Raw genomic sequence first — 14,143 nt, 5'->3', positions numbered from 1 at the left:
AGGGAACAAGCCTCGAGTGTCCTGCGTGCAACCGGAGTGGGGGAACGACGATTCGAGATTCGGCGGATGAGGTATGGGACTGATCGAACACTTGGAGGCGCATCTGGGCCTCATCGCCGCTGGCTGGTCGAAAGATTCGGATGGACGGCCACGAGAGTTCCGGGTTGCCGCCTTCGCGGACGGCACGATCTCCGGTGTCCAATCCTTTTCGACGATCGGCTTGAGCCGCCATGATCTGGTGTCGCCGAGGTCCGGGCGGAAGTTGCGCCTGGAACTCCTTGCCGGCGAGCGGGGCGGCCCGGGCACGGAATACCTACCAGGCCTCGTTGGGCAAGTAGCCGACGAACTTTTGGCTTCCGGCCGAGCACTTCTGCGTGGGGACGTGATCGGCCCCCGAGGTCCGCTGGTCCCTGGGAGCCGGATGGAAGCGTGGTACGCCGCGGCGCCGGTTTACTACGACGATGGCTTCGCGGGCGTGGACCTGGACGACGGACACCGTGCCGCGATCGTGTGGATAGTGCCGATCTCTCGAGGCGAAGCTCAGTTCGTCAGTGCGAACGGCTGGCGAGAGTTCGAGAACGAGTTGATCAAGCATGATCCGGACCTGTTGGATCTTCATCGAGAGGAGCTCCCCCTGGCCACCCGGTGAACGGCTGACACCGCTGCGCGGTCACTTCGGTCTGTCTCGAAGGTCCGACGATCACCCGGTTCAACTCCTGGAACCTCCCGGATCGCGTTGGGTGAATTTGAACGGTATTCACCAGTTGGTGGCAGTCATCACTTGTACTATGAAGGCGAGCAGTGGGTCCGTGAGTTTCGAAACGCGCGATCGAATGCTTGAAGCTGCGCGGCTTGAGGTGGTCGACAGAGCTTGGTCTGGTCAAGTTCCGGAGCCGGCCGAGGCGTGGAGACTGATTATCGGTGGGAGCGTTGTTCCGTCGTCAACAGTCGGCCGTCGTTCCGGTTCGAAGTATCTTGACGAAGTCGATTCTTTGTGGAGAAGGCTTGGGTCGGAGGTGGGAATGCTTGATGGGAATAAGGATTTCCTTGTCAGTGTGGGAGGTGCAGAGTTGGGTAGTCTTCCGTGGGCGCGAGTACGGTGTGGGCGCGTGCCTGTAATGGCGCATCACCTTGCCGCGATTGCGGAAGAGCCAGAGTTTGTGGCGATGTCCATCGATGGTACTGTTGTCTGTGGCGTGACAACCGAAGAGTATGATATTTGGGTTATCGCCAAGCGTTTCGAATAGCGCTTTCAGGTTATCGTAGTGATCACTCAGGCCGACCACGATTTCGTGGGTGAAGGTGAAGCTGAGCGGTTTGCGTCGTGCGGTGGGTCGCGTGGCGGCGAGACTTGCCGCGGCGGCGGCGGCGGCGGCGGTGGTGACGGGCGAGGCAGCCACGGCGTCGGCCGCACCGGCGATCTTGATGACAACGTATTACCCGTTCTACGACGTGACACGTGGCGCGACAAGTCGGCCCCCTGCCCTGCGTCGGGGGTCGAATAACGCGATGCGTTCGTGGAGGCAGTGAACCTGCAGGTCGGCGACCACCTGCAGACGGCGGGCGGTGGCGAAGCAGACGTGGTGGCGGTGACGCCGTATCACTCGATCGAGGTCACCTACGACCTGACCATCGACGAACTGCACACCTATTATGTGCTGGCTGGCGATATCTCGGTCCTCGTGCACAACTGTGGCGGCCCGTCCGACTTTCGGACGAGACAATTGACACGCATATTCTTCCGCGACCCGGTTTGGTCAAGTGAGCGAAGGGTGCGGCGCTGATGGTTCGGTTGTGTCAGATGGCGAAGCCGCTTGCCTGAGGCGGGTGCATGTGTCGTAGTGATGATTCCGCATACTCGTACAATTTTACGGAACTTGACCAGTGGGTCTCCCTTCGAAGGAATGGCGATGAAGTTCGCATCGAGTGCAACTTTGCGCAGCAAGTATTGACTGCGTCGGTTTCTGAGTTCTCGCACGCGGTGCACTTGGTTGCAAAGCGGGAAATTCAAAAGCTTGAGTGTGAGTATTCCGAGATGTCGATGCATCCGGTCGTGAGTGACCTGTGGAGTAAATGTCAAGATATCGAGTGAGATAGCCGAGGGGTAGCTGGGTTACCAGTCGGGTTGGACGGACCGGTCGACGGGGAATGTGAACATGGCGGCGCGCTGGTACAACCCGGCGGTCGGGCAGTTCATGAACCGGGACACGGTGTCGAACAGCCCGGTGCCGAATCCGATGGAGGCGAACAAGTTCGCCTATGTGGACGACAACCCGATGACGGGCACGGACCCGTCCGGGCACGGCTTGTGGGACTGGGTGTCCGACACCTTCGTGAAGCCGGCGGCGTCGTTCGTTTACCACGAGGTGATTCAGCCGGCGGCGCACTTCGTGAACACGTATGTGGTGCAGCCGCTGGTGCATGTGGCGGTGGCGGGCTACAACGCGGTCCGGGACGGCTACCACGCGGCGGTGCGGCTGGTGAAGAACACCTATCACCGCGCGGTGCGGTTCGTGAAGCACGTGTACCACGCGGCGGTCCACGTGGTGAAGACGGCGTACCACTACGTGGCGAAAGTCGTGAAGACGGCGGCTCATGCGGTGGTGCACGCGGCGAGGACGGTGGCGCACGCGGCGGTGTCGGTGGCGAAGACGGTGACTCACGCGGTGGCGACGGCGGCGGTGGCGGTCGGTCACGCGGCGGCGTCGGCGGCGTCGCATGTGGCGACGTTCGCGAAGGAGCACGCGTCGACGATCGCCGGGATCGCGGCGGGTGTGGTGGTCGGTGCGGCGTGTACGGCGGCGACGTTGGGGATCGGCGCGGTGGGGTGTGCGGCGATCGGTGGCGCGGTCGGTGGTGCGGTGTCGTACGGGATGGATTGTTCGAAGGCGCACAACTGTTCGGCGGTGGGCGCGGTCGAGGCGGTCGGTTTGGGTGCGCTGGGTGGTGCTTTGGGCGCGGGTTTGGCGGGTCCGCTGGGTGGCAAGCTGGTGTCGGACGCGTTGAACGGCGTGTTGCCGGAGGTGGCGACGCAGGGTCTGGTGGGTGCGGGTTCGGGGGCGATCAGCGGCGGTGTGACGGCGTTGGCCGGTTACGGGTTGAACTGCGGCCGTGATTGTTCGGTGGGCGGTGCGTTGTCGGCGGCGAAGACGGGTGCGGTCGCCGGTGGTGTGGGTGGTGCGGCGTTCGGTGCGTTGGGCGGTTTGCGGGCTCGGGGACGTAGTTCGGCGGAGGAGCCGGCGGCGTGTCCGATTCACAGCTTCCTCGCTTCCACGAAGGTCCTGCTGGCCGATGGTTCTTCGAAGCCGATCTCCGCGCTGAAGGTGGGGGATCGGGTTGCGAACTCGCAGCCGGGCAAGGCGGGGCTGGAGGCGCACCCGGTGGATCGGGTGATCGTCACCGAGACGGACCACGACTTCGTGGACCTGAAGGTGAAGCCGAACCGGGTGCGCCGCGCGGTCGGCCGCGTGGTGGCGGGCCTGGCGGTGGCTGCCGCTGTCGTCACAGGTGGGGCGGCTACGGCCTCGGCGGCTCCGGCGACGGTGACCACGACGTACCACCACCCGTTCTACGACGTAACGCGTGGCGCGTTCGTGGAAGCGGTGAACTTGCGGGTGGGTGACCGTCTGCAGACCGCGGACGGGGGTGAGGCGACCGTCGAGGAGGTGACGCCGTATCACTCGACGGAGGTCACCTACGACCTGACGATCGACCAGCTGCACACGTACTATGTGCTGGCGGGCGACATCCCGGTCCTCGTCCACAACTGTGGTAACTCGGCTGCTCACGATGCGCAGAATATCGCGGAAAATCTTGATGATAATGTCTATTTTCACTACACGAGTGAGGGTGGGCATGCGGGCATCGTGACACCTGGCGGAGGCCTGAGGATCGGTGCGAACGCTGGAAAGGTGCATGTGACGCAGGAAATGGGAGGCCCGGCCGAAATTGAACAGAACATTTTTATTGGGAACCCGAAGTACTCAGGCAAGGCAGATTTTCTTCTTGCATTTCGAATGTCTGAGGGAGTTGAACTGCGAACTGGATCGCAACCGAATGAGCTGATCTTCGAAGGTTCTCTGAAGATTCCCGCTGAAAATGTCATCTACCATGGAAGGAATCCCTTCTGATGTCAGTGCTGATCGAGCTGGAATCAACAAATCAGCTGGAGGCGCTGCTTCGTGCCGGAATGTTGGTGAAATTTGAACGGGCAGACGAATCGGAATTGCTGATCGGTAGCCCTGTCTACGCCGCAGCGCTGGCGGTCTTACGAGACAGTCTGATCGAAGAGCTGCGCTCGAGTGGGTCGGCGGGACATAGTCAGCGGCAAGCTGCCTGGTATCAGATTGCTCGACATCCCCACCTATGGGCTGTGGTGGCAAGTCGCGCGGCGTCTCATCCGCGCTGGCGCGAGCTCGGTGAAAGCGATCGGCTTTCTTGGGTCGAGACGCTTGCTGCACCATTGACTGTTGATCGTCAAACCTTCTCGTCCATTCAGCTGATGGTCGATGACTTGGTCGGGCCCCACACGTGAGATACGTGCTACGAATTTGATTTCGTCGGTGCAGATGGAGATTGTCAATGGCGAAGTGCGGGCTCCTGGTGGTGGTACGCTTCCGCCTGGGCGTGAAATTTTCCCCCGGCAATGCGACTGCGGCTGAAGGGAGAAATTGACATGACTTCTCAGCTGAGTCTCCATGGTCGAAGCGTGGTCGTGGATTCCGAGCGCATCGTCGAGGCTTTTCCGCGATTTATTGCCGATGAGAAGATGGTGGTGATTGGTCCATTGCCGGGGCGCGGTGAGCACGAGTCGCATGTGCTGAATACGGTGGGGAGTGTCGACTGGTTCTCGTCTGTCTCGGTGGATGAGTTCCGCTTCGACAATAGAAGCGGCGTTCTCGTCAGTGCTGCCTTGCATGTTCCCGACCAGGTATGGGAACCCGCTCGCAAGTCGGAGTTGGGCGGACGCTCGATGAGTGGCGCAATTTGTTTGGTCGATATCGCTGACTTCTTCTCCCCGTCGACCACCGTTCGACATTACGGATCTGATGACGTGCTTACCTGCCTCATGGGTTCCGGCTCTGCGGCTGATCAGGAATTGACATTCCTGGATATCTCGCAAGGGCTGTCGTTGATCTTCGCGGTCGACCAATATGTTGGGTGGCGGTTGGTCGATGCGTCGGCCGCTCTGGCGGATTCAAGTGGGGAAGTTGCCGTCGGCGAGGCAGTCTGCGTCGAGCTGCGCGAAGGACTGGCTGATTACCTGGAGCTGACATCGACTTCCATGGTCGAGCAGCTTTACGGTCGTGATCGGATTGTTCGGAATTGTCTGGAAAGGTTGGTCGAGCGGCTGTCCGATCCGGCCGCGCTGCTGCCGACGAAGTGCACGATCCTCTCGCGTATGGCGGACGATCTGCTCCGTGAGTGGTTCGACTGATTCGCGGCTAAGAGTTCCTGGCAGAATCGTTGGACGTGTCTGTAGCAGATGATGCAGGTGGCGAGGCTGAGGAAGGCTTCGTGGATGTCGTCGCGGCGTTCCCAGTGGATGCGTAGCCGCTTCATGCCGTGGTACCAGGCGGATGGGTCGGCCGCGCAGCGAGGTGCCAGCTGCGGGGCTGGTCCTTTTCACGGGAGCCGGGTTTGGGTGCGATCAGCAGTGGTGGGACGGCGCCGTGCCGCGATTGTCTGGATTGTGCCGATCTCTCGCCGCGAAGCCGAGTTCGTGAGCGTGAACGGCTGGCAAAGGTTCGAAAGCCTGTTGGCCGAGTACGACCCGGACCTCCTGGACCTTCACCGGGAGGAGCTCCCGCTGCCGACCGCCCGGTAACCAGTCGGTGTGCTGCGTTCGGGCTCGCCGGAGAGGGCACTGACACCACGGCGGTCGCTTCCACGAGGAAAGCGACCGCCGCGAGGAGCAAAGCCTGCCTGGGTCAGGAGCCAGGACCGGAGTAGATCTCGGCCTTCGGCGGGATCGTCGCCGTCACCGGCTTGTTCCATTCGCTGAAGTCCATGGCGCCGCTCTTGGGGTCCTGCATGCGCAGCAGGTAGTGCGGCTCGTCCGCGGCGACGGTGGCCGTGCCGTCGGGGCTGGTGAACTTCAGGGCCGCGGCGCCGTCGACCGTGGCCGGCTCGCCGCCGGTGAAGGTCGACTTGCCGAGCTGGCCGACCGTGTTGTCGAGGAACGTCTTGTAGTCGAGGAACTGCTTGAACGCCTCGGCGATGCCCGCGCCGACCGCCGCGGTCGAGGGGACCCACTTGCCCGTGAGCTGCTTGCCCGCGGCGGCGGGGATCCCGGCCTTCTTGACCAGGGAGTCGGTGAACCGGAAGTAGTACTTGTCCCCGACCCGCAGGACCGGGATCTCGGTGCCGTCCTGCGTGACCGTCCCGGTCGCACGGTCCTGGCCGAGCTGCAGGTCCAGGGTGGTGCTGCCGCCCTCGGAGACGGCTCCCCGGATGTGCACCGAGGTGGCCTGCTTGGCCGCGTCGGTGACCGCCGAGCCGACCTCGGCCGCGTCGAGCGCGGGCGGCGTGGGAGCCGCCGAGGTCGACGGCTGCGTGGTGGCCGCCGCCGGCGTCGAGGCGGGGGATCCACCGGAGCAGGCGCCGCAGAAGACGATGATGGCGCCGACGGCGGCGAGCACTCCCGGGCGAAGACGAGTCATGGTTGAGGGTCCGTTCGTCAGGCCCGGGCACCCCGGGCACGATCGTGGTATCGCCCGGATCCGTGAGCTGTTACCCCAACGGGGTGTGATTCGTGCCTGCTTCCGGAGTAGGCCGCCAGCCCCATCCGGCCGGTGGTGGCCGGACCCGCCGGGCCCGGCCACCACGAGCGGTCAGCTGCAGTGCTCGAACTCGCTGTTGTAGGCCTGGTCACCGGTCGCGCCGCCCCACTTCACGCACTTGTCCGCCGCGGCCGCCGAGACCGGGCCGGCGAAGTAGCCGAACGAGCCGGAGTCGGTGACCCGCGTCGAACCCTTGACCTCCAGGTAGGCCGAGGTCGCCGTGGCCGTCCCGGTGGACGCGCTCTTCATCGTGCTGACGCAGTTCTTGCCGTTGGCCGCGTTGTACGAGAGGTACACCGTGCCCGCCGCGCCGAGCGGCTGCGAGTCGATCACGCTGTAGCCGCCACCGCAGGCCGGGGCGCCGAGCGCGGCTTCGGTGATCGTGGCGTAGCGGATCGAGTTGCGGTATTCGCCCCCCGTTCCTGCTTCGAAGATCACTCCGGCCGACGACGCGGACAGCGGAACCATGTCCGAGTACGCCGCGTCCTCGCCCCACACGAGCAAGCTGCCGGCGGTGCCGGTCCAGTTGGCGCCCTCGTCGAACGACGAGTGGACCCGGAGGTCCTTGCGTTCGCCGCAGAGGGACGGCGCGGCGAACAGGAGGCGGTTGTACTTGCCGCCGGTGTCAGTGGCGCTCATGCGGCCCGTCGACCCCTCGACGGTCGGCGCGACGAGGTCGGTCGCGAAGGCGAACTTCGAGCTGAAGGACGCGCCGCCATCCGAGCTGATCGCGAAGGCGCGATTGCGCGTGCCGCCCTCGAGGCACTTGTTGCCGTCGTTCGCCTGGTTGCGGGCGGCGGCGTAGATCCGGCCGTCGTTGAGCTCGGTGACGCTGATCTCCTGTGGGTTCATCGCGCTCGTCGTCGGCTTGTCGGTGGCGCCGAGGTGCCAGGTGCTGCCCTTGTCGTCGCTGTAGATCAGGGCGCCGATGTTCGAGTAGCTCATCCCGGCGACGAGCCGGCCCTTGTGCGCCCCGCGGGTGAGCACGATCCCGTGGGACGGCCCGGTGGCCAGCCAGCCGGGCGCGGTCGAGAAGCCGAGTTCCGTGGTCAGCACCTTCGGCGCGCTCCACGTCGCCCCGTTGTTGTCGCTGATGGACACGCGCGGGATCCGGCCGCAGTCGGGACTGGTGAAGCACTGCATGGTCGACAGCAGCACGATCCGGTTGCTGTTCGGGATGACGATCGGCGCGGGGTTGCCCTTCACATCACCGAAGGCGGTGATGACCGTGTCCAGCGGGCCCCACGACTTACCGCCGTCGATCGAGCGCTTCATCACGAGGTCGATCTTGCCCAGGTCGTTGCACCAGCTGGCGCCGTCGTTGCGACCTTCGGCGAAGGCGAGCAGGTCGCCGTTGTTCGCCTTGACGATGGTGGGGATGCGGTAACAGTCGTGGTTGTCGGTGCCCCTGGCGAACACCACCGAGCTGGCCACGTCGGCCTGGGCGGTGGCGGCGCCGACGGCGGCCGGGACGGCGAGGGCGGCGCACCCCAGCAGCCCGGCCAGCAGGCCTTGGGCGAGTCGGGTGATTTTCACGATGCAGCTCCCTAGGTCATTCTACGTCCTACGTCTTGCCGACAGCTTCGACGCGGCCCGTACAAGACCTGTACAACCGGGCGTATAACGACCTGTATCGCCTTGCCTGGAGGGAAACTTCAGGTGAACGCGGCCAGGGTGCCGAAGCCGGTCGCCAGTACCAGAAGCGTGGACAGCAGGCCCAGGAGCAGCGCCCGGCCGCCGCCGCGGAGCAACGCGCCGAGCCGGACGGCGCAGCCGAGCCCGAACAGCGCCCCCGCGAGCAGGAGGGTCGACGCCGTCTTCGCGACGTCGAGCGCGAACGCCGGGACGAGCCCGGTGCCGCGGACGGCGACCATCGCCAGGAAGCCGAGCACGAACAGCGGGACGAGCGGCGCGTGCCCGCCGCGGCGGGTGCGTTCGGCGGCGCCGACGAGCGCGACCACCGGGGCGAGCAGGACGACCCGGCTCAGCTTCACGACGATCGCGACCCCCACCGCCGCGGCGCCCGCGGGCCCGGCGGCCGCGACGACCTGGGCCACTTCGTGCACCGAGATCCCGGCCCAGCTGCCGGTCCGCGTCGCGTCCAGGCCCCACCAGCGGGCCAGCAGGGGCAGCACGCCGAGGGCGAAGCTGCCGTAGCACGTGACGAGCGCGACTGCGGTCGCGACGTCGGAGTCCTCGCGGTCGACCACGCCCTCCATCGCGGCGATCGCCGACGCGCCGCAGATCGAGAACCCGGTGGCGACCAGCAGGGCGAGGCCGCGCGGCACGCGGACCAGCCGGCCGAGGCCGAGCGTGCCGAGGAAGGTGACGGCGACCGTCAGCACCACGGCGGCGAGCGTGCCGGGGCCCAGCGCGAGCACGGCGGGGACGGCGAGCTGGAGCCCGAGCAGGACGACGCCCGCGCGCAGCAGGCGTTTCGTGACGCGGGCGACGGCTTCGCGGTGCTCTTCGGTGAGCACCGGGGTGCTCCCCGCGACGATGCCCAGCGCGACGGCGGCGGTCAGCGCGCCCGCCACCGGCCAGGCCGAGCTCAGCGCGTACGCCGCCGCGACGCCGAGCCCGGTGATCGCCAGGCCGGGCAGGAGCGGTTTCGCCGACGTCAGTGCCATGCCTCCAGCGTCGCCCGGCGGCGGGGTTTCCGGTAGCCGCCGGTCGCGGCGGAGGTCATAGACTCAGGCTATGACCGGACCCGATCTCGACTCGCTGCGCCTGCTGGTGCTCGTCGACGACCTCGGCAGCATCGGCCAAGCGGCCGGGGCGCTCGGCATCGCCCAGCCGTCGGCGAGCAAACGGCTGTCCACTTTGGAACGGCAGCTGGGACTGTCCCTCGTGGACCGGACCCGGCGCGGCTCGGCGCTGACCCCGGACGGCCGGGTCATCGCGGGCTGGGCGCACCGCGTGCTGGCCGAAGTGGACGGGCTGCGCACCGGCGCGGAGGCCCTGCGCACCCAGCGCGGCGCGCAACTGCGGGTCGCCGCGAGCATGACGCTCGCCGAGCACTTCGTGCCCGCTTGGATCGGCGAGGTCAAGCGGACCGGACCGGACACCTACGTCGGGCTCGAGGTGGTGAACTCCGAGCACGTCGCCGACCTGGTCGCGCGCGGCCGGGTGGACCTCGGCTTCGTCGAGTCGCCGGGGCCGTGGCCGGGCCTCGCGACCCGTCGCGTCGCGGTGGACCGGCTCGTCGTGGTGGTCCCGCCCGGGCACGTCTGGGCGCGGCGACGGCGTCCGCTCACCGCGGCGGAGCTGGCCGCGACTCCGTTGGTGGTGCGGGAGCCGGGCTCGGGGACCCGCGAGACGGTCGAGGCGGCGTTGCGGCGTGCGGGGGCGGGTCCGGTGCGGCCGCTGCTGGAACTGGGTTCGGCGTCGTCGGTGCGGAACGCGGTGATCGCCGGGGCCGGGCCCGCGGTGATCAGCGACCTCGACGTGGTGCGGGAGGTGGCCGGCCGCCGGCTGGTCCCGGTGGCCGTGGCCGGCGTGGACCTGGGCCGGGTGCTGCGGGCGGTGTGGCCGGCGGGACGGCGGCTCACCGGCCCGGCGGCGGAGCTGCTGGCCCTGGCGGTCAAGTCCGGCTGAGCCTCGCGGGTCACCTGCGCCCGCGCTGTGGTCGCCGAGGCTCGCCTGTGCCTCGGGGGTCCGGCTCATGCGCCCCAATGTGGCGTTCGGTGCGTCCAACGCACCGAACGCCACATTGGGTGCGCTGGACGCAACCAACGCCACATTGGGTGCGCTGGACGCAACGAACGCCACATTGGGTGCGCTGGACGCAACGAACGCCACATTGGGTGCGCTGGACGCAACCAACGCCACATTGGGGCGCATGAGGCCCCCTCCGGAAGCCCGCGGAAACTCGGTCGCGGCACTGGCGAACGTTGCTTCCTCCCTTGGCGGCCGGTTGCGGCCGATCCAACGGCGATATATCGTGCGAATGTCGGCGATACGACAACGCGAGGAGTGAAGCATGGACATGAGCGCTGGAGCGGGCCGGATGTTCGGCGGTTTCGGAGGTGGCCTGTTCGGTGGCCACGGGCACCAGGGTCACCCCGGCCATCCTGGTCACCCTGACCACGGTGCGCCGGGGCACGAGGGCTGGGACGGCGGCCCCGAGCTGGCGCGCGGCGGCCCCCCGGGCGGGTTCCCACCCCCGCCACCCCACCCACCCCAACCACCCGGCCGGCCGGGCGGCTTCCCCGGGTTTCCCGGGTTCCCGGGCGGGCCCGGGTCGTTCGGCGGCGCGGGCGGCTGGGACGGTGGTGGCTCGTGGCAGCGCGTGCGGGAGTTCCGCGGCGGGCGGCCCGCGGCCCGTCCGGTGCGCCCGGCCGTGCTGGCCCTCTTGGCGGAGGAGCCTCGGCACGGCTACCAGCTGATGCAGGAGATCCGGCGCCGCACCCACGACCGGTGGCGGCCCAGCCCCGGCTCGGTGTACCCGATCCTGCAGCAGCTGGAGGACGAGGGCCTGGTCCACACGGTCGACACCGGCGGGCGGCGGGTCGCCGAGCTGACCGACGCCGGCCGGGAGCACGTCGCCGGCCGGGAGGCGGAGTTCGCCGCCCTCTGGGAGGAGCCCGAGGAGGAGCCGGGCGCCGACCGGTTCGCGGCCCTGTGGCACGCGCTGGGGGAGCTGTCCGGCGCGGCCGCCCAGGTCGGCTACAGCGGCACCGAAGCGCAGGTCGCCGAGGTGAAGAAGATCCTCGCCGACGCGCGCCGCCGCGTCTACTCGGTGCTCGCCGACGCCGGTCTGGAGGACGAGGAAGCCTGACCCGGTGGGGCGGGCCGTCCACACCGGACGGTCCGCCCGCTCCGGCGGTAAGGTCGGATCGCATGGAGGAGAAGGACTTCGCCGCGCACCTGACGGCGACCATGACGGGCAGCGCGCTCACCATGCTGATCGGGCTCGGCCACCGCACCGGGCTCTTCGAAGCCGCCGCCCGTGGGCCCGCCACCAGCGCCGGGCTCGCCGAACGGGCCGGGCTCGAGGAGCGTTACGTCCGCGAATGGCTCGGCGCGATGGTCACCGGCGGGATCTTCACCTACGCCGCCGGTGAGTACACCTTCCCGCCGGAGCACGCGAAGTTCCTGCTCGGCGAGACGGCGTCGAACCTCATGCCGTCGCTGCTGACGCTCACGGCGTTCACCGGCATCCTGCCGGAGCTGGAACGCGCGTTCGCCGAAGGCGGCGGCGTCCCGAGGTCGGCGTACGGGCCCCACCTCGAGACGCTGGGCGCGAAGACCGGCGACAGCTGGAAGCACATCTATCGCGAGCACCTGGTGGACGGCTTCTTCGGCGCGGTCCCCGGTCTCAAGGAAAAGCTCACGGCCGGTGCGCGGGTGCTGGACCTCGGCTGCGGCACCGGCAACGCGATCGCGGTCGCCGCCCGTGCGTTCCCCGCGTCGCGGTTCACCGGCCTGGACATCACCGCGAGCGTCGTCGACCAGGCGCGGGAGACCACGGCCGGGCTGCCGAACGCCGAGTTCGCCGTCGGGGACGCTGCCGAGCTGTCCGCCGATCCGCCGTACGACGTGATCACCGCGTTCGACGCGATCCACGACCAGGACCGCCCGGACGTCGTGCTGCGGCGGATCCGCGGCGCGCTGGCGCCGGACGGCCTGTTCTTCATGGTGGACACGAACTTCTCCAGCGACGTGGCGAAGAACGTCGGCGACCCGATGGCCGCGCTCTACTACTCGATCAGCCTGATGTACTGCACCACGACGTCGCTGGCCGAGGGCGGCGCGGCGCTGGGTGCCATGTGGGGCACGGAAAAGGCCACCGAAATGCTCGCGGACGCGGGGTTCCGGCACGTCGACGTGCTCGGTTCCCCGCGTCCGCAGAACTGCGTCTACGTCTGCCGTCCCTGACGGGTCACTGCTGGTACGGCGCCGCCGCGGCCTTCGCGGCGGTGACGAACGCGCCCTTGTTCTTCGGCCAGAAGGTGCTGTCGACGCAGGTGTACTTCGGGAGGAAGCCGCCGCAGGTGCCGCTCGAGCCGCCGACCTCGAACGTCACGCTGGCGACGCCGAGTTCGCCGTAGGTGAAGTCGTCGGTGGTGCCGGTCGTGTCGTAGCCGACGGTTTCTTCGTTGGTGCCCACCAGGTAGCCGTTGGAGGCCGCCATCTTCGCGCCGAACTTGCGGTACTGCGCGTCGTTCGGCGAGGTGGCCTGCGTGAAGCCCCACGGGATGATGATGTCGTTGCCGTAGCTGTGCAGCGTGATCATCGTGCCCTTGGCGGTCGACGGCGCCGGGTCGTTGTTCCCGGTGCCGCGCTGGTCGGGGAAGATCGCGCGGGCCAGCTTCTCCACCGCCTGGACTTCGGGCTCGGAGCCGGCGCTCACGCCCTGGTAGGTCTCGGAGCAGGCGGAGTTGGAGTCGCCGCCCCACTTGAACGTCGAGTTGCGGTTGAGGTCGACGCCGATGTTCGTGCCCGAGCAGCCGCCGCGGCTGTTGTTCGCGTTCTTGCGCTGCAGCTTCGGCGAGTTCCCGCCCGAGGCGACGACGTCGACGCCGTCGGGGTTGGCGATCGGCACCACCCAGACTTCGGTGGTGTCCAGAATGGACTTCGCGGTGGCGTCGGTGGCGTAGCCGCCGGCGAGGTAGTCGATCCAGCGCCAGGCGAGCTCGCCGGTGGACAGCTCGCGGGCGTGGATCTGGGCCATCAGGAAGAACTTCGGCTTCGTCGACGTCGTCGACAGCGTGCAGTCACCGGCCTGTTTCTTCGTCAGGCAGATGGCCTGGATGTCGTGCCCGCCCTGGCCCTTCGTCTTCTTCCACGACTGGCCGATCGTGTACTTCGTGGCCAGGTCGGGGTGCGCGGAGGCGACCTGCGCCAGGTGGTTCTCGTGGGCGGTGACGGTGCGGTACCCGCCGTAGAACGTATCGGCCGCGAGCCGGTTCGCCTCGGCGGGGAGTTCCTTGTAGACGGTGTCGAAGAACGTCGGCCGGTAGCCGAGCGCCCGCAGCTTCGCCGCGACTGCCCGCCCGCCGACGACGTTGACGGTGCCGGCGTCGCCCTCCTCGACGTCGAAACCGGCTTCGCCCAGCGCCTGCGCCTGGGCGGCGGTGGCCGGGACGCGCCAGAACACGGGAGTGTCGGCGGGCTGCGCGGCGGCGGTGCCGCCGAGCAGGGCGGACAGCACGACACCGGTCGCCGCCAGGGCGAGCCGGGACAGGGACCTTGACGCCATCGGGGGATCTCCTCACGCCGCACGGATGGACGCCCGGCGGCGACCACGAGCCCCGATCACGAGCCCACGGTCACCGGACCGGCACGCACAGTGTGTCGGCCCGGCACAAACCCGCCATACCCCCGAAAGTCGCGAACCCGCCCAACGGCGAAGGGCG

Annotated in this window: 15 protein-coding genes; 10 read left to right on the top strand and 5 right to left on the bottom strand. The window is 67.8% G+C overall.

Annotated features, from left to right (window positions below; genetic code table 11):
• Positions 1 to 73: 73 nt before the first annotated feature.
• On the top strand, positions 74 to 649 hold the full coding sequence (locus AB0M82_RS09880) for a suppressor of fused domain protein (protein WP_364719335.1): 576 nt from the start codon (positions 74 to 76) through the stop codon (positions 647 to 649).
• A 292-nt stretch (positions 650 to 941) separates the two neighbouring features.
• Here the strand turns inward: AB0M82_RS09880 and AB0M82_RS09875 are convergent, their stop codons facing one another.
• Complete coding sequence (locus AB0M82_RS09875; protein WP_364719333.1) at positions 942 to 1,400, bottom strand: hypothetical protein; 459 nt, start codon at positions 1,398 to 1,400, stop codon at positions 942 to 944.
• Positions 1,401 to 1,526: 126 nt separating this feature from the next.
• Between AB0M82_RS09875 and AB0M82_RS09870 the strand changes: the two genes are divergently transcribed.
• The 5 genes from AB0M82_RS09870 (at position 1,527) to AB0M82_RS09850 (ending at position 5,827) form a co-directional block, all read left to right on the top strand.
• Positions 1,527 to 1,784: a hypothetical protein gene (locus AB0M82_RS09870; RefSeq protein WP_364719331.1), complete on the top strand. Its 258-nt coding sequence runs from the start codon at positions 1,527 to 1,529 to the stop codon at positions 1,782 to 1,784.
• 324 nt (positions 1,785 to 2,108) lie between these two features.
• Positions 2,109 to 4,130 (top strand): polymorphic toxin-type HINT domain-containing protein, encoded by a 2,022-nt coding sequence (locus tag AB0M82_RS09865; protein ID WP_364719478.1) that lies wholly within the window; start codon positions 2,109 to 2,111, stop codon positions 4,128 to 4,130.
• Positions 4,130 to 4,534 (top strand): hypothetical protein, encoded by a 405-nt coding sequence (locus tag AB0M82_RS09860; protein ID WP_364719328.1) that lies wholly within the window; start codon positions 4,130 to 4,132, stop codon positions 4,532 to 4,534. Before AB0M82_RS09865 ends, AB0M82_RS09860 begins: the two co-directional genes overlap by 1 nt.
• 141 nt (positions 4,535 to 4,675) lie before the next feature.
• Positions 4,676 to 5,437: a hypothetical protein gene (locus AB0M82_RS09855; protein WP_364719326.1), complete on the top strand. Its 762-nt coding sequence runs from the start codon at positions 4,676 to 4,678 to the stop codon at positions 5,435 to 5,437.
• Positions 5,438 to 5,485: 48 nt separating this feature from the next.
• Positions 5,486 to 5,827 (top strand): suppressor of fused domain protein, encoded by a 342-nt coding sequence (locus AB0M82_RS09850; protein WP_364719324.1) that lies wholly within the window; start codon positions 5,486 to 5,488, stop codon positions 5,825 to 5,827.
• 103 nt (positions 5,828 to 5,930) lie between these two features.
• Here AB0M82_RS09850 and AB0M82_RS09845 read toward each other — a convergent pair whose 3' ends face one another.
• The 3 genes from AB0M82_RS09845 to AB0M82_RS09835 form a co-directional block, all read right to left on the bottom strand.
• Entirely contained in the window at positions 5,931 to 6,662 is a 732-nt protein-coding gene (locus AB0M82_RS09845; protein ID WP_364719322.1) for a hypothetical protein, read from the bottom strand.
• Positions 6,663 to 6,833: 171 nt separating this feature from the next.
• Positions 6,834 to 8,318 carry a sialidase family protein gene (locus tag AB0M82_RS09840; protein WP_364719319.1) on the bottom strand — a complete coding sequence of 495 codons (1,485 nt, stop codon included), beginning with the start codon at positions 8,316 to 8,318 and terminating at the stop codon, positions 6,834 to 6,836.
• Positions 8,319 to 8,437: 119 nt separating this feature from the next.
• Positions 8,438 to 9,412: a putative sulfate exporter family transporter gene (locus AB0M82_RS09835; RefSeq protein WP_364719317.1), complete on the bottom strand. Its 975-nt coding sequence runs from the start codon at positions 9,410 to 9,412 to the stop codon at positions 8,438 to 8,440.
• Between the two features lie 70 nt (positions 9,413 to 9,482).
• Between AB0M82_RS09835 and AB0M82_RS09830 the strand changes: the two genes are divergently transcribed.
• The 4 genes from AB0M82_RS09830 to AB0M82_RS09815 all read left to right on the top strand — a co-directional run bounded on the left by AB0M82_RS09830 (position 9,483) and on the right by AB0M82_RS09815 (position 12,662).
• Positions 9,483 to 10,379, top strand: a complete 897-nt coding sequence (locus AB0M82_RS09830) for a LysR family transcriptional regulator (protein WP_364719314.1) — start codon at positions 9,483 to 9,485, stop codon at positions 10,377 to 10,379.
• A gap of 67 nt (positions 10,380 to 10,446) precedes the next feature.
• Positions 10,447 to 10,761, top strand: a complete 315-nt coding sequence (locus AB0M82_RS09825; RefSeq protein WP_364719312.1) for a hypothetical protein — start codon at positions 10,447 to 10,449, stop codon at positions 10,759 to 10,761.
• Between the two features lie 3 nt (positions 10,762 to 10,764).
• Positions 10,765 to 11,562, top strand: coding sequence for a PadR family transcriptional regulator (locus AB0M82_RS09820; RefSeq protein WP_364719309.1), 798 nt, complete (start codon positions 10,765 to 10,767; stop codon positions 11,560 to 11,562).
• 62 nt (positions 11,563 to 11,624) lie between these two features.
• Positions 11,625 to 12,662, top strand: coding sequence for a methyltransferase domain-containing protein (locus tag AB0M82_RS09815; RefSeq protein WP_364719306.1), 1,038 nt, complete (start codon positions 11,625 to 11,627; stop codon positions 12,660 to 12,662).
• Positions 12,663 to 12,666: 4 nt separating this feature from the next.
• On the opposite strand, the gene AB0M82_RS09810 is transcribed toward AB0M82_RS09815, so the two are convergent.
• Positions 12,667 to 13,986 (bottom strand): M14 family zinc carboxypeptidase, encoded by a 1,320-nt coding sequence (locus tag AB0M82_RS09810; protein WP_364719304.1) that lies wholly within the window; start codon positions 13,984 to 13,986, stop codon positions 12,667 to 12,669.
• Positions 13,987 to 14,143: the final 157 nt, after the last annotated feature.

Origin of the sequence: Amycolatopsis sp. NPDC051128 (assembly GCF_040682715.1) — a bacterium.
Classification (GTDB): Bacteria; Actinomycetota; Actinomycetes; order Mycobacteriales; family Pseudonocardiaceae; genus Amycolatopsis.
Note: the sequence above shows the minus strand (reverse complement) of the source record. Positions and strands in the feature narration are given on the sequence as shown.